The following is a 14,429-nucleotide window of genomic DNA, read 5'->3' on the forward strand; positions in this document are numbered from 1 at the left end:
CTCAACGCCTGCCGACGGGAACTACCCAGCGCAGCCGCGTGCCGCCGTCCTCGGCGGGACCGACTTCGAAGGTGCCGCCGAGCGCTTCGGCACGCTCTTCGACGTTCTTCAGTCCGCTGCGGCGCGTGATCTCGCCGAGTCCGTACCCGTCGTCGGCCACCACGATCTCGAACTCGCCGTCGGACACGGTAGCCGTGACCCACAGCGAATCGGCGTGCGCGTGCCGCACCACGTTGGAGACGCCCTCCGTGAGCACCGCGAGCGCCTGATCGCCCACGGCCGTCGGCACGGCCGAGTCGATCGGGCCCAGGAGCTCGACGCGGGGGGTCGTCGGGAGGTCTCCGGTGGCCTCCTGCACCACGCGCACCAACCGCGCGCTCAGGCTGTCCCTGCCCTTGGCCTCGTTGAGGGAGTAGATGGTGTTGCGCAGTGCGGTGATGGTCTCGTCGAGCTCGCCGGTGATCGAGTCGATCTTGGACGTGGCCCGATCACCGTCGAGTCCCTGCGCCACGAACCTCCGGAGGCCCTGGAGGCTCAGGCCGGCTGCGAAGAGCCTCTGGATGACCACATCGTGGAGGTCCCGCGCAATGCGGTCCCTATCGGTGAAGACGACCAGGTCCTCACGCTGACGGTGCTGGCGCGCCACCTGCAGTGCGAGGGAGGAGTAGGCGAAGAACACCGGCGCCATCTCGACGTCGACCGCGGGGAAGGGAGTCCGCCCCGACTGGCCGAAGATGACGGCGCCCAGGTTCTGGCCCGGCTGGCCGGCAGGCACCACGAGGGCGTGCCGGACTTGGGTCTCCGGCCCGAAGACCTCGGGGCCGGTCAGGACGAGCGTCTCCCCCGTCACCGAGACCTTCGACGCGACGGCAATCGCGCCGGCGCGGGCAACGTCGTCGAAGTCATCCTTGAGAGGGCCGAACACCGCCCGCCACTCGTAGCCCGGGGCTCCCGCCCGCCGACGTGCGATGGCGACAATGTCCGATTCGGTAATCTCCAGTGCCTGGTCCGCAATGAAGGCGCTTCCGGTCGAGAGGTCCTCCAGGGCGAGGATCTTCCCCGCCACGTCCATGCTGGCCTCACGCCACCGCTGGCGCCGGGCGGTGTCGGCGAAGAGCCGCGCATTCTCGATCGCCACTCCGGCGGCCGCGGCGAGGGCGACGACGAGGTCCTCGTCCTCGGCGTTGAAATCCTCGCCGCTGGCCTTCTCGGTGAGGTAGAGATTCCCGAAGACCTCGTCGCGGACTGTGATGGGCACACCGAGGAACGTCTTCATCGGCGGGTGGTTCGCGGGGAACCCGTAGGAGTCCGCGTGGGAGCCCAGATCGTGGAGGCGGATCGGGTTGGGCTCGCGGATGAGCAGGCCGAGCACGCCGTGGCCGGTGGGCCGGGGGCCGATCCTGCTGACGGTCTCGTCGTCCATCCCCACGGTCAGGAAGTGGCTCAGTGCCGTATGCTCCGGGGTGAGCACGCCGAGTGCGGCGTACTTGGCACCGACGAGCTCACGCGCCGACGTCACGACCCTGTCCAGGACCGCCTCCAGAGTGAGGTCCTCCGCGATGGACACAACGGCAGAGAGGAGCCCTCGCATCCGCTCCTGCGTCTCCAGCAGTTCGTGCGCGCGGGAGACGACTTGCCGCAGCAGGTCCTCAATCCTACCGGCGGAACTGCCCAAGATTGGCGCGTCGTCCATTGAAGCTTCCACAGTCCCTCACCCCGTCCCAAGTATGCCCAGAAGTTGCCGTCTGTCTCCACTCCAAGACACGGTTTTCCTCACTTTTCGCAGGACCAAAGACTCTCGCCCCCGCCCCGGTTCCCCGCAACGATGAGGCGAGGGGCGGCGTCGCCCGTCTCCCGCCACTGAAAGTCGAGGAGAACCGATGTCCCAAGCCCGCCAGGCCCTCGTGGTCCACCCCGCCGCACCGGACATGGAGGAGGCCGAGCGCACGGCCCTGAGCGAATGCATCGACGCTGCCCTCGACTGCACCCAGGCCTGCACCACTGGCGCCGACAGCTGCCTCGAGGAGCCGGGCGTCACGCATCTGAGACACGTCATCAGGGCCCAGCAGAACTGCGCGGTGATCTGCTCCGCCACGGCGCAGGTCCTCTCGCGGTTCGGATCGGACTTCGGCCCGACTCCAGCCTCGGTACTGCGGGCACTTGACGACGTCGCCGCGCTGTGCGAGGACGTCTGCCGCGTGTATGCGGGGGCCTACGCACACTGCCGGGTCACGGCCGACTCATGTGCCAGGGTGCGGGCCGCCGCCGCAGCGATGCTGGCACTGGACTGAAGCCCATGTCCGCGCCAGCCCGGCCCGAGACAGAGCTTGTCCTCCCGTTCGACGTGGTCGGCATCGAGGACGTTCCGCGTGTCGGCGGCAAGAACGCCTCCCTCGGGGAACTCACCCAGCATCTCCGCGCGGCCGGCGTCGCCGTCCCCGAAGGCTTCGCCACGACCGCCGACGCGTACCGCCTGTTCATCGGCGAGAACAGCATCCGCGATTCCATGGCCGCGCTGGTGGACGCCTACCGCTCCGGGCAGACGGGCCTGAGGGACACCGGAGCCGCCCTCCGCGAGCTCATCCTCTCCGGCACCTTCCCCGAGACGCTCACGACGGCGATCACCGCCGCCTACCGCGACCTCGCCACCCGCGTGGGCCGGGACCGGCCTGCCGTGGCCGTGCGGAGCAGCGCCACCGCAGAGGACCTGCCCGAGGCGAGCTTCGCGGGCCAGCAGGAGACGTACCTCAACGTCACGGGCGAGCGGGAGCTCCTCGACGCATGCCGCCGCTGCTACGCCTCCCTCTTCACGGACAGGGCGATCATGTACCGCGAGCTGCGCGGCATCGACCACCTCGACGTCGCACTGTCCATCGGGGTGCAGCGCATGGTCCGATCCGACCTTGCCGGCTCCGGCGTCATCTTCTCGCTCGACACGGAGTCCGGCTTCCCGCGCGTCGTCGAGATCAGCGCGGCATGGGGCCTGGGCGAGACCGTGGTCCAGGGCTCGGTCAACCCGGACCGCTACGAGGTGTTCTCGCCCCTCCTCAGCGACGCGACGGCGCGGCCCATCATCGGCAAGGCGGTGGGCGAGAAGGAGCGCAAGCTCGTCTTCGCCCGGAGCGGCTCGGGCACCCTCCTCCTCGACACGCCCGGGGCGGAACAGGAACGGTTCGTGCTCGAGGACGACGAGGTCCTGACGCTGGCCCGGTGGGCTCTTGCTGTGCAGGAGCACTACGGCCGGCCGATGGACATGGAGTGGGCCAAGGACGGGCAGACCGGGGAGCTGTTCATGGTCCAGGCGCGGCCCGAGACCGTCCAGGCCCAGCGCAGCAGCTCTGCGTTCAGCATCCACAGGCTCACGGGCTCCGGGCCAGTCCTCGCACGCGGCGCGGCGATCGGCGAGGCGATCGCCTCCGGCGAGGCATGCGTGATCGCCGACGCCTCGGACATCGGAAGCTTCCGCGACGGTGCCGTGCTGGTGACGACGATGACTGACCCGGACTGGGTCCCGATCATGAAGCGCGCCGCCGGCATCGTCACGGATCACGGCGGGCCCACGAGCCATGCGGCGATCGTGAGCCGCGAGCTGGGCGTGCCGGCCGTGGTGGGCACCGTCCACGGCACGACGGCGATCGCCGACGGCGAGCCCATCACGGTCTCGTGCGCCCAGGGCGCCGAGGGGCTGGTCCTGGGCGGCCTCGTGCCGTTCGAGGTGGAGGAGGCCGACGTCGGCGAACTGCCCGAAACGCGCACGCGCATCATGGTGAATCTGGCCGACCCCTCGGCCGCGTTCCGGTGGTGGCGCCTGCCGGCGGCCGGCGTGGGCCTTGCGCGCATGGAGTTCATCATCAGCAACCTCATCAGGGTCCACCCCATGGCGCTCGTGCACCCCGAGCGTCTGGCCGACGCCGCCGACGCCCGCGCGATCGCCGAGCTCACGCGCGGCTACGCGGACCCGACCGAGTACTTCGTGGACCGCCTCGCGACGGGGATCGCGAAGATCGCCTCACCCTACTACCCGGCCCCGGCCATCGTGCGGCTCAGCGACTTCAAGACCAACGAGTACGCGAGCCTCCTGGGCGGGGCCAATTTCGAGGAGGCCGAGGAGAATCCCATGCTCGGCTTCCGCGGTGCCTCGCGCTACCACGACGAGCGCTACCGGGAGGGCTTCGCCCTCGAGTGCCGAGCCCTGAAGAAGGCGCGCGAGGAACTAGGGTTCGCGAACGTCGTCGTGATGGTGCCGTTCTGCCGCACCCCCGCCGAGGCGGATGCCGTCCTGGCCGCGATGGCCGAGCACGGGCTCGCGCGCGGCGAGAACGGGCTCAAGGTCTACATGATGTGCGAGATCCCCTCCAATGTGGTGCTCGCGGAGAAGTTCGCAGCGCGCTTCGACGGATTCTCGATCGGCTCGAACGACCTCACGCAGCTCGTACTGGGCGTGGACCGCGACTCGGCGATGCTCGCCGCCCTCTTCGATGAGCGGGACGAGGCCGTGACCACCATGATCTCGGAGGCCATCAGCAAAGCGCACGCGGCCGGCATCCCGATCGGGATCTGCGGGCAGGGACCGAGCAACCACCCGGACTTCGCCGAATTCCTCGTAGGCGAGGGCATCGACTCGATCTCCCTCAACCCGGACAGCTTCCTCAGGACGGTGCCGATCATCGCTGCCGCGGAGGCCCGCCGCGACAGCGAGTGACCCCGCAACGCTGGGAGGTGACCTCGCATCTGCGATCCGAGGTCACCTCCAAGGAACCCGACGTCACCTCCAAGGAACCCGACGTCACCTCCAAGGCCATGCGGGGAGGCCTCCTGGCGCGTCAGCCGCGGGTGACGTTGATCTTGGACTGCGGCGGTGTGGGCGGCGTCGTCGGGACGGGAACCCGGACCTCGAGCACTCCGTCCTTGTAGGTCGCGGTGACCGACTCGGCCGTGGCGCCCTCGGGCAGCGGGAGCGTACGGGAGAACGAACCGTACCGGAACTCGCTGCGGTAGGAGTCCTTGTCCTTCTGCTCCGTCTTCTCCTCCCGGAAGCCCGAGATGTGGAGGGATCCGTCCACGATGCTCACGTCGACGTCCTTGTCCGGATCGATCCCGGGCAGTTCGGCGCGGACGATGAGCGAGTCGCCGTCGCGTACCTCCTCAACCTTGATGGCCACGCTCGAGGTGTCCCCCTCGAAGAACTTCTCCAGGAGCTCGAACGGCCGCCTGCGCGGATCCAGCCAGTGTGCAAGCTCGGACATGACTGATCACCTTTCCTCGATGCATGGGCATCCGTTGTCGGCCCACTGCATCCAGCGTCCCGCGCGTCCGGCCCTTCGCGGAAGGGACGGAGGTCCCGTCGCGACCGTGGGTCTGCGGACGTGGCCGTGCCGACCCGTCAACCGGTGTTGCGCAGGCCCGCCGCGATGCCGTTGATCGTGATGAGGAGGGCCCTGCGGAGGCTCGCCTCGACCTCGCGCCCTTCCCTGTCCCCGTGCCCATCGCCGCCACCGGCGCGCAGCCGCCGCAGCAGCTCAACCTGGAGGTAGCTGATCGGGTCGAGGTACTGGTCCCGGATCTCCAGTGTCCGCTTGAGGGTGGGAGCCGCGGCGAGGAGCTCGTCCTCTCCGCTCAGGCGGCGGACCTCGGCAACCGTGAGCTCGTACTCGGCACGGATGGTCTCGAAGATCCGGTGGAGTCCCACGGGCACGAGGCTCGTGACGTAGTGCGAGGCGATCTCGAGGTCTGTCTTGGCGAGGGTCATCTCGACGTTGGAGATGACCGACTGGAAGAAGGGCCAGCGCTGGTGGATCTCGCGCAGTTCCGCATCCTTGCCGGCCTCGCGGGCAGCTCGCAGCCCCGAGCCGACACCGAACCATCCGGGGATGATCTGCCGCGACTGGGTCCACCCGAACACCCACGGGATGGCTCGCATCCCCTCGAGCCCCGCGGCAGCGTCCGGGCGGCGAGCCGGCCGTGAGCCGATGTTCAGCTCCCCGAGCTGGTCGATCGGCGTCGACGCCGAGAAGTAGGCCGCAAGGTCCGGATCGTCGATGAGCGAGCGGTAGCGCGCGAACGCGGCGTCGGACATCAAGTCCATGAGTTCGCTGAAGCGCTCGCGCTCATCGAGCGTGGTGCGGGGATCGCGGTGCAGGGCGGTCGCGCGCATGACGGCGGCGAGGGACAGCTCGAGGTTCTCGCGCGCAAGCTCGGGAAGCGAGTACTTGTCGCTGATCACCTCGCCCTGCTCGGTGAACTTGATCTCCCCCTCGAGGACCCCGTTGGGCTGGGCCATGATCGCGTCCGACGTCGGGCCCCCGCCGCGGCCCACGGACCCGCCGCGGCCGTGGAACAGCCGAAGCCGCACCCCATGTCCCGCCACGACGTCCCGCAGCAGCCGCTGCGCCTTGTGGATCTCCCATTGGCTCGTGAGCACCCCGGACTCCTTGTTGGAGTCGGAGTAGCCGAGCATGACTTCCTGGACGTCGCCGCGCAGCCGCACGAGTTCGCGGTAGGCGGGCACGGAGAGCAGGGCGTCGACGATGTCCGCCGCGGCGTGGAGCTCCTCGACCGTCTCGAGCATCGGCGCGAAGCCGATATGGGCGTACGGCGACTCACCGTGCAGACGCACCAGCCCGGCCTCCCGGGCCAGCAGCGCCGGGGCAAGCACGTCCTCGGCGCCGCGCGCCATCGACACGACGTATGTCTCGATGACGTCGGGCCCGAGGGTTCGCCGCATCTGCCGGATCACGCGCATCGTCTCGTACACACGGCCGGCATGCCCGGGCAGCACCACGGGATGGCTCGAGATCGGCCGACGGGAGCCGAGCTCCGCGGCGAGGACCTTGCGCCGCTGCTTCGGCGCGAGCTCGCTGTACCTGCGGGGCAGTTCGGAGAGCGGGTCCAGCAGGAGCCCCACGGCCTCGTGGTGGTAGTCGGAGTGCTCGCGGATGTCCAGGGTCGCGAGGTGCAGCCCGCTCGAGGCGAGGAGGCGTCGGGCGTCGGCCAGGACGCCGTCGGCCGCGAGGGGCGAATGGGTGCGCAGGGAGCGCTCGAGGATGTCGAGGTCCGCGTCCAGCTGGGCCATGCTCACGTAGTCGCGTCCCGGCTCGTGCTGGGCCGCGGCCGCGACGCGGCGGGCCGTGTTGAGCAGCTTGGCCTTGATGCACGTGAGCTTGAGCCGGTAGGGCTCGTGGGCGTTGAGCTCGAGGACCCGCGGGTCGAGGCCCGGGAGCTTGGCGAGGTCGATGCGGATGGACTCTGCGAGCTCGGGCTCGACACGCGTGATGTCCGTCGAGTTGGACAGGGTGCTGATGAGCTCGTCGATGATCCCGACGGCGATCCGCATCGCGTGCTGGTTCTGCAGGCCGAGGATTTCCCGCGTCACCTCAGCGGTCACGTTCGGATTGCCGTCCCGGTCGCCGCCGATCCACGAGCCGAACCGAAGCGGGGAGCGGTCCGCCGGGAGGGTGACGCCGTGCTCGGCGAGCAGCACCGAGAGCTCGTCAAGGACCTCCGGCAGGGCGCCCGAGAAGATCTCGCCGAGGTAGTAGACCGCGTTCCGCGCCTCGTCGAGGGGGGCCGGGCGGACGAGGCGCAGCTCGTCGGTCTGCCACATCTGGTCGATGAGCTCCGCAAGGTGTCGGTCCTGCCGGCGGCGGAGCGCCGTCCCGTCACCCGAGGGCACGGCCAGGATCCTCGAGACCGCGCGGAGCTTGTCCAGGACCGACCGGCGCGTCGCCTCGGTCGGATGGGCCGTGAAGACGGGGCGCACGTCGAGGACGTCCGCGACGGCCTGCAGGGTCCGGGTGCCGGCCTCCTGCGCGATGTCGTTGACCGCGGCGGCGAGCCACCCGCCGTCGTCCGGTCGGTTGGCGAGCTCACGGACGCGGTGGAGCTGCTCGGCAGCGTTCGCAAGGTGGAAGTAGAAAGCGAAGGCCCGCACCAGCTCGGTCGCCTGATCGAGGGGCAGTGAGGCGAGGAGCTCGCGCACCTGGGCGGCGACGTCGGCCGCGTTCCACGGTCCGAGCGCGCCCGCGCCGCCGCGGGCAGCCTCCTTCGACTCCTTCGTGAGCAGGCGCACCTCCTCGACGAGGCGCAGCAGCTCCGGCCCGTGCTGGCGCACGAGGGACTCGCCCAGGAGCGTCGAGAGGCGGCGGACATCGGCCCTGAGTTCCGCAGCCGGCCCGGCGGCCGGGGCGCCGCCCTCGGCACCGGGGTGCGCCGGGCTCGGCTGTGCAGGATCGGCAGACTCAGGCATGGCACTCCGGCGGGTCACGGACGAGGGGCTCAGCCGCGAGCCTACCTCAGGCCGCCCGGCTACCCTTGATGGGTGATGAAATCCCCCCTCCCCGTGCGCGACGGCGTCAACGCCACCCGCCTGCGCCTGCCCCCGGAGGGGCCGTGGGACACCGCCCTCGACTACATGCTGCACCGTTGGGGGCACATCGACCCGGAGGGGATCCTCGCGAGGTTCGACGGCGGCGAGATCGTCGCCGCGGACGGCTCGCCGCTGCGCCGGGACACCCCGCTCGCCGAGCACACGTTCATCTGGTACTACCGAACCCTGCCGGCCGAGGAGCGGCTGCCCGTCGAGATTACCGTGCTCTACCGCGACGAGCACGTCCTCGTCGCGGACAAGCCGCACTTCCTCCCCACGACTCCGGGCGGGACGTACATCCAGGAGTCGGCGCTTGTGCGGCTCCGCAACACCTTGGGCCTGCCGGACCTCATCCCCATGCACCGCCTCGACCGCATGACCGCGGGCGTGCTCATGTTCTCCGTGAACCCCGAGACCCGCGGGCTGTACCAGGTCCTGTTCGAGCAGCGGGCCGTGCGCAAGGAGTACGAGTGCGTGTCTGCGCTGGACCCTTCGGGGCTGGCCCCTGGGCTCTCCGCTTCGGGGCGCGGTCCTGATGGCGGCGCGCACGACGCCCGGTGGGCTGTGAAACGGTTCGCCTCACCCGTCGTCGTGCGCAACCGCATGGTGAAGTCGCGCGACTACCTGCTTGCCTCGGTCGTGGACGGCGAGCCGAACGCGGAAACGCGTGTGGGCCTCGAGCAGGTGGGCGGCCCCGACGAGGCGCCGCGGGCGCTGTTCCGGCTCGAACCGCACACGGGCAAGACCCACCAGCTGCGCGTGCACATGGCGGGGCTCGGGGTGGGAATCATGAACGACCCGTTCTACCCCGTGCTCCTCGACAAGGCCCCCGATGACTACTCCCGGCCGCTCCAGCTCCTGGCCCGGGCCATCAGATTCCGGGACCCGGTCTCGCGGCAGGACGTCGAGTTCCGCAGCGAGCTGACCCTGCAGGAGGCACCCGCCGCCCCCTGACGTTGCGGGGTCCCTGGCGGGCCGTTGCGGGGTCCCTGGCCAGCCGTTGCGGGGTCCCTGGCAGACCGTTGCGGGGTCCCTGGCCAGCCGTTGCGGGGTCCCTGGCAGACCGTTGCGGGGTCCCTGGCCGTGGACCGTCCGCTGGGCGTCGGGGGCGATTGCTGGGCCCCGCGGCCCCGCGCACACTTGATCCATGAGGATCAGCATCGTCGAGGGCGACATCACCGAGCGGCAAGTCGACGCGATCGTGAACGCCGCCAACTCGTCGCTGCTAGGCGGTGGGGGCGTGGATGGGGCGATCCACCGGGCCGCGGGCCCCGAGCTCCTCGAGGCCTGCCGCGAGCTGCGGCGCACGAGGCTTCCCGCCGGGCTGCCGGTGGGCGACGCCGTGGCAACCCAGGGCTTCCGGCTCCCCGCACGCTGGGTGATCCACACAGTCGGCCCCAACTGGAACACGGGCCAGCGCGACCGCGCACTCCTGGCCTCGTGCTTCACGCAGAGCCTCGCGGTGGCCCGCGAGTTGAGGGCGGGATCGGTCGCGTTTCCCGCGATCTCGGCGGGAATCTATGGCTGGGACCGTGATGAGGTGGCCGCAACGGCGATCGAGGCCGTCCGCTCCGTGAAACCGGGGAGTGTCGAGCTCATCGAGTTCGTGCTCTTTGGCGACGCGACCGCCGCGGCGTTCACGGCCGCGCTGCACCGGGCGGACTGAAGGCGTCCCTACGGGCACAACTCGCGCGCCGATCACCGCAGAATCGCCACGAAACAGCCCCGAGTGGTGTCTCAAGGCACGCTACACGGGAACCCAGGAGCCCCTCCGCCGCAGCAGGACTTGGAGCCGGCCTGTGGTTGCGACGTCCTCAACAGCGTCCTGCATGGCGAGGGCCGCGGCACGGGCGGCGGCACGTTCATCGGCGTCGTTCTCGGCCTCGACCAGGAACCGCAGGGTGAGCTGCGGTACGCCGCGGACCACATCGATCTGGTGCGCCTCGACGTGCCGCATCGACCCGAGGGCTTCGCGTGCGGCGTCCATCACGCGCTCGGGTGCGGTGCCGGGGCGAAGTCCCGTGATCTGCAGGACGGCGCGGTAGCTGGGCATGGGGCCACGGTACCGGACCCGTTGGCGCAGGCTGCGGCATGGTCCACACTGGACCGATGGGGAAGACGGTGCGGCTCAGGACCTGCCGACCATGAGCGGGTGGGCGGCACTGGTCCTCGGCCTCGTCCCCATCGTCGCCGCAGATGTGTTCTTCCCCCTGGTCCCCGCCGAAGTCGCAGTGGCGACGGCCGGCGCGCTCGCCTCCGAGGGCAAAGTCGACCTCGGATCGGTCATCGCCCTTTCGGCGCTGGGTTCGTGGGTCGGCGACGTTGTCCTGTTCCTCCTCGTGAGGCACAGCCTGAGCCGGCTCGTCGACCGCTGGCGTTGGGGACGGAAGCTGCATACAGGGACACGCGAGGCGCTCGAGCAGCTGGGCCGCCTCGGGGCGTTCGTCGCCATCGCTGGCACGCGGTTCCTCCCGGGCGGCCGCCTCGCCTCGACAGCCACCGCCGGAATGTCCCAAGTCTCTGGGCGCGGCTTCGTGGTGAGCGATGCCATCGGCGGCCTCGCGTGGTCCGCGTGGATGGCGGGGATCGGCTTTGTGACGAACTCGACGACGGACCTGCCGTTCTGGGCGGCGGCGCTCATCAGCGCGGGGGCCAGCTTCATCCTGGCGTCGGCGCTCGCCACGATCCTCGCGAGGTGCCGTCGCACCAGCGCTGCGGCGGATCCCGAGCATCGCGTCATCGGCCCGTAGCCGGGCCGCGCTGGCGATGCTGTCCGCGGGATCAGCCTCAGCCGAACAGCGCCGAGACCTTCATGAGCGTCGTGATGATCCCGTAGATGAGCGGGATCCCCACGAGGATCCAGCCGAACGCAAGCTGAGCGGTCTTCATGTCAGTCCTCCAGGGTTGCGCCCGCGACGACGGGCTGCTGCGGTTCATGGAACTTCCCGTGCACCGGCCGGACCATCAGGTTGGCAATGAACCCGACGATCAGGAGGCCCACCATGATGAGCAGCGCCGGCTGGTACGCCCCAGCCGTCAGCTTCCCGGGGGTGCCCTGCGAGTCCAGCACGGCGTTGACAACGAGGGGACCCACGACGCCGGCCGCGGACCATGCTGTGAGCAGGCGGCCGTGGATGGCGCCCACCTCGAGCGTGCCGAACAGGTCGCGGAGATAGGCGGGCACCGTGGCGAAGCCGCCGCCGTAGAACGAGATGATCACGAAGGCCAGGAGGACGAACAGCGCTGTCGCCGAGGAGCCCGCGAACGCGAGGAGGAGGTAGAGGACCGTGCCAATGCCGAGGTATCCCATGTACGTCCTCTTGCGTCCCACCACATCGGAGGTAGCGGACCAGGCGAAACGCCCCGCCATGTTGCCAATGGACAGGAGCCCCACGAACCCGCCCGCCACGGAGGCTGCCACGAGAGAGTGGCCGTCCGCGAGCCGGAAGAAGTCCTGGATCATCGGAGCCGCCTGTTCGAGGATCCCGATTCCGGCCGTCACATTGCAGAAGAGGACGGTCCACAGGAGCCAGAACTGCGGCGTCCTGATCGCGTTCCTGGCCGTCACACTGGCGGTCGTCACGAGCGCGTGGGAGCGAACAGCGGCCGGATCGAAGCCCGCGGGCGCCCACCCCGGCGGTGGGACCTTGATCGTGAAGGCACCGAAGACCATGTACGCGAAGTACAGCACGGCCAACGTGAGGAACAGCTTTCCCACGGCGTCCCCGCTGGGCACGCCGCCGGGCGCCGACGACGCCGGGTCATAGGCGGTGAGCAGCGCGGTCGAGAGGGGGCTGGCGATGAGCGCGCCCCCGCCGAAGCCCATGATGGCCATGCCGGTGGCGAGGCCCGGGCGGTCGGGGAACCACTTGATGAGCGTCGAGACCGGCGAGATGTAGCCGATCCCCAGGCCGATCCCGCCGATGACGCCGTACCCGAGGTACACAAGCCACAGCTGGCGCGTGAAGATGCCCGCGGCACCGACGAGGAACCCGCCGGCCCAGAAGCACGCCGCGACGAACATTGCCTTGCGCGGGCCGTTCCGGTCCACCCACGTGCCCATGACAGCCGCCGAGAGGCCCAGCATCACAATCGCCACCGAGAAGATCACGCCGATCTCCGTGAGGGTGGCCCCGAAATGCTTCACGAGCGCGGTCTTGTACACGCTGGTCGCGTAGACCTGCCCGATGCACAGGTGGACCGCGAGCGCCGCGGGAGGGATGAGCCATCGGTTGAATCCGGGGTGGGCAACACTGTGTGCCCTATCGAGCCACGCCATGCGGGGTCCTCCTGATGTTCCGGCCGGGCCCAGCCCCGGTCGCCTCGCGCCTCAGTATTCACCCGAGAGTGACCTGCACCACTTGCATTGCGCCGAGCGGTACCGATGGTGCGACGAACGGCGCCGGAGGGTGCGCCGTCGTGCGCGTCCTATCCTTGGTGGGTGACCCTGACTGACTCCCTCCTCGGCTTCGCCGCGCTTGCCGCGCTCATCACGGTGCTGCCCGGCACGGACACTGCGCTCGTGCTGCGGTACACGATCAGCCAGGGGCGGCGTCATGCGTATACGGCAGCGCTCGGGATGATCTCGGGCGCGTTCATCTGGGGTGCGGCGGCGGCCACGGGGGTCTCGGCGCTCCTTGCCGTCTCGGAGGTCGCCTACAACATCCTGCGGATCGGCGGCGCGCTCTACATGCTGTGGCTCGCGGTGGGGCTGTGGCGGGCCTCGTTCGCCAAGCGCGACGCCGACCTGCCGCCCGGCACCCTCCCCCACCACAGCTTCGAGCCGCTCACGCGGACCTGGGCCAAGGGGCTCGTGTCCAACCTGCTCAACCCCAAGTACGGGATGTTCTGCATCGCCGTGATCCCGCAGTTCCTCGTGGCGGGGGTGCCGTCGGTGTGGATGGGCCTGCTCCTGTCCGTCGTGGCGAACATCGAGGCAGCCCTCTGGTTCGTGGTGCTCATCGCCGCGGCGCAGTTCTTCGGCAAGTGGCTCAATGGGTCCCAGTTCCGCAAGTGGATCGACCGGGTGACGGGCACGGCGCTCGGGGCCTTCGGCATCGTGGCGGTGCTCGAGACCCGGCACGCCTGACTCTGGGAATACCTGGGGGCCGCATGGCATTGTGGCGGGCATGAGCACTTCCCCCGATCCGCAGCTCGCCCGCTGGCAGCGCTTCCGCGACAACCGCAACAACGCCCTCGCTGCAGAGCACGGCTGGCTCACCCTCACCTCGTTCCAGTGGCTCGAGCCGGCGCCGTCTCCGGTCGAACTCGTTCCGGGGCTGTGGTCCTTCACCGAGGACGGCGGGCGCACGACGGCGGTCCTCACCGCCCGGGCCTCGGACGGGCTGGTCTTCGTGGACTCGGGCGACGCCGTGGACGGGACGTTCACGGCCGAGCTCGCGGACGAGGAGTCGCTGAACTGGGTGCAGTCCGGCACGATCGTCGTGGAGCTCGCGATGCGGGCGGACCGGTACGCGATCCGCACCCGCGATTCGGCCTCCCCCACGCTCACGGAGTTCCGCGCGGTGCCTGTGTTCGACTACGCGCCGGAGTGGGTCATCGATGCCCGCTGGGAGCCGTACCCCGAGCCGCACGACGTGCCGATCTCCACCGCGAATCCGCTCGTGGACGGCGTTCACCGGTCCGCGGGCGAGGTCGTGTTCCACCGGCACGGGCACGAGTACCGGCTCCAGGCCGAGCAGGGCACGCTCGGCGAGCTGACCATCACGTTCCACGACGAGACCAACGGCCGCACCACCGACGACTGGCGCAAGGTCGAGACCCCGCGCCCGCGTCCCGACGGCACCGTGGTGCTCGACTTCAACCGGGCCATCAACTATCCGAGCGCGTTCACCGCCTACGGGACCTGCCCGATGCCGGTGCGCGGCAACTCGCTGGACCTCGCCGTCGAGGCCGGGGAAAAGACCCCCGACGCCGCCTAGCCCTGCCCCATTGCGGGGTCACCTCCCACCGATGCGGAGTCACCTCCCACCGATGCGGAGTCACCTCCCACCGATGCGGAGTCACCTCCCACCGATGCGGAGTCACCTCTCTAGAGTGGCGA

Annotated in this window: 12 protein-coding genes; 7 read left to right on the forward strand and 5 right to left on the reverse strand. The window is 70.0% G+C overall.

Annotated features, from left to right (window positions below; genetic code table 11):
- Nucleotide 1: 1 nt before the first annotated feature.
- Nucleotides 2–1,693 (reverse strand): GAF domain-containing protein, encoded by a 1,692-nt coding sequence (locus RBS60_RS06870; protein WP_307956799.1) that lies wholly within the window; start codon nucleotides 1,691–1,693, stop codon nucleotides 2–4.
- A 187-nt stretch (nucleotides 1,694–1,880) separates the two neighbouring features.
- Here RBS60_RS06870 and RBS60_RS06875 point away from each other — a divergent pair, with 187 nt between their 5' ends.
- A complete protein-coding gene (locus tag RBS60_RS06875) occupies nucleotides 1,881–2,291 on the forward strand; it encodes a four-helix bundle copper-binding protein (protein WP_307956800.1) in 411 nt (136 codons plus the stop codon).
- Between the two features lie 5 nt (nucleotides 2,292–2,296).
- Entirely contained in the window at nucleotides 2,297–4,702 is a 2,406-nt protein-coding gene (gene ppsA, locus RBS60_RS06880) for a phosphoenolpyruvate synthase (protein ID WP_307956801.1), read from the forward strand.
- A gap of 121 nt (nucleotides 4,703–4,823) precedes the next feature.
- Here the strand turns inward: ppsA and RBS60_RS06885 are convergent, their stop codons facing one another.
- Both RBS60_RS06885 and ppc read right to left on the reverse strand, forming a co-directional pair.
- The gene (locus RBS60_RS06885) at nucleotides 4,824–5,246 is read right to left on the reverse strand and encodes an Hsp20/alpha crystallin family protein (protein WP_307956802.1); all 423 of its coding nucleotides are present in this window, start codon (nucleotides 5,244–5,246) and stop codon (nucleotides 4,824–4,826) included.
- Between the two features lie 137 nt (nucleotides 5,247–5,383).
- Entirely contained in the window at nucleotides 5,384–8,245 is a 2,862-nt protein-coding gene (ppc, locus tag RBS60_RS06890; RefSeq protein ID WP_307956803.1) for a phosphoenolpyruvate carboxylase, read from the reverse strand.
- A gap of 75 nt (nucleotides 8,246–8,320) precedes the next feature.
- On the opposite strand from ppc, the gene RBS60_RS06895 reads away from it, so the two are divergent.
- Nucleotides 8,321–9,319, forward strand: a complete 999-nt coding sequence (locus RBS60_RS06895; protein ID WP_307956804.1) for a pseudouridine synthase — start codon at nucleotides 8,321–8,323, stop codon at nucleotides 9,317–9,319.
- Nucleotides 9,320–9,512: 193 nt separating this feature from the next.
- Nucleotides 9,513–10,031 carry an O-acetyl-ADP-ribose deacetylase gene (locus RBS60_RS06900; protein WP_307956805.1) on the forward strand — a complete coding sequence of 173 codons (519 nt, stop codon included), beginning with the start codon at nucleotides 9,513–9,515 and terminating at the stop codon, nucleotides 10,029–10,031.
- An 81-nt stretch (nucleotides 10,032–10,112) separates the two neighbouring features.
- On the opposite strand, the gene RBS60_RS06905 is transcribed toward RBS60_RS06900, so the two are convergent.
- Complete coding sequence (locus tag RBS60_RS06905) at nucleotides 10,113–10,418, reverse strand: hypothetical protein (protein ID WP_307956806.1); 306 nt, start codon at nucleotides 10,416–10,418, stop codon at nucleotides 10,113–10,115.
- A 91-nt stretch (nucleotides 10,419–10,509) separates the two neighbouring features.
- On the opposite strand from RBS60_RS06905, the gene RBS60_RS06910 reads away from it, so the two are divergent.
- Nucleotides 10,510–11,115 (forward strand): VTT domain-containing protein, encoded by a 606-nt coding sequence (locus RBS60_RS06910; protein ID WP_307956807.1) that lies wholly within the window; start codon nucleotides 10,510–10,512, stop codon nucleotides 11,113–11,115.
- Between the two features lie 140 nt (nucleotides 11,116–11,255).
- Here RBS60_RS06910 and RBS60_RS06915 read toward each other — a convergent pair whose 3' ends face one another.
- Nucleotides 11,256–12,644 (reverse strand): OFA family MFS transporter, encoded by a 1,389-nt coding sequence (locus tag RBS60_RS06915; RefSeq protein ID WP_307956808.1) that lies wholly within the window; start codon nucleotides 12,642–12,644, stop codon nucleotides 11,256–11,258.
- Between the two features lie 162 nt (nucleotides 12,645–12,806).
- Between RBS60_RS06915 and RBS60_RS06920 the strand changes: the two genes are divergently transcribed.
- Together RBS60_RS06920 and RBS60_RS06925 are read left to right on the forward strand one after the other, a co-directional pair.
- A complete protein-coding gene (locus RBS60_RS06920) occupies nucleotides 12,807–13,454 on the forward strand; it encodes a LysE family translocator (protein ID WP_307956809.1) in 648 nt (215 codons plus the stop codon).
- A gap of 40 nt (nucleotides 13,455–13,494) precedes the next feature.
- Nucleotides 13,495–14,307: a DUF1684 domain-containing protein gene (locus tag RBS60_RS06925; RefSeq protein ID WP_307956810.1), complete on the forward strand. Its 813-nt coding sequence runs from the start codon at nucleotides 13,495–13,497 to the stop codon at nucleotides 14,305–14,307.
- The last annotated feature ends 122 nt before the right edge of the window (nucleotides 14,308–14,429 follow it).

Origin of the sequence: Sinomonas sp. ASV486 (assembly GCF_030908215.1) — a bacterium.
Taxonomy (GTDB): Bacteria; Actinomycetota; Actinomycetes; order Actinomycetales; family Micrococcaceae; genus Sinomonas; species Sinomonas puerhi.

Coding starts and splice junctions, on each gene's coding strand:
- RBS60_RS06870 (WP_307956799.1), bottom strand. CDS start 1,693: ATGGACGACGCGCCAATCTTGGGCAGTTCCGCCGGTAGGATTGAGGAC.
- RBS60_RS06875 (WP_307956800.1), top strand. CDS start 1,881: ATGTCCCAAGCCCGCCAGGCCCTCGTGGTCCACCCCGCCGCACCGGAC.
- ppsA (WP_307956801.1), top strand. CDS start 2,297: ATGTCCGCGCCAGCCCGGCCCGAGACAGAGCTTGTCCTCCCGTTCGAC.
- RBS60_RS06885 (WP_307956802.1), bottom strand. CDS start 5,246: ATGTCCGAGCTTGCACACTGGCTGGATCCGCGCAGGCGGCCGTTCGAG.
- ppc (WP_307956803.1), bottom strand. CDS start 8,245: ATGCCTGAGTCTGCCGATCCTGCACAGCCGAGCCCGGCGCACCCCGGT.
- RBS60_RS06895 (WP_307956804.1), top strand. CDS start 8,321: ATGAAATCCCCCCTCCCCGTGCGCGACGGCGTCAACGCCACCCGCCTG.
- RBS60_RS06900 (WP_307956805.1), top strand. CDS start 9,513: ATGAGGATCAGCATCGTCGAGGGCGACATCACCGAGCGGCAAGTCGAC.
- RBS60_RS06905 (WP_307956806.1), bottom strand. CDS start 10,418: ATGCCCAGCTACCGCGCCGTCCTGCAGATCACGGGACTTCGCCCCGGC.
- RBS60_RS06910 (WP_307956807.1), top strand. CDS start 10,510: ATGAGCGGGTGGGCGGCACTGGTCCTCGGCCTCGTCCCCATCGTCGCC.
- RBS60_RS06915 (WP_307956808.1), bottom strand. CDS start 12,644: ATGGCGTGGCTCGATAGGGCACACAGTGTTGCCCACCCCGGATTCAAC.
- RBS60_RS06925 (WP_307956810.1), top strand. CDS start 13,495: ATGAGCACTTCCCCCGATCCGCAGCTCGCCCGCTGGCAGCGCTTCCGC.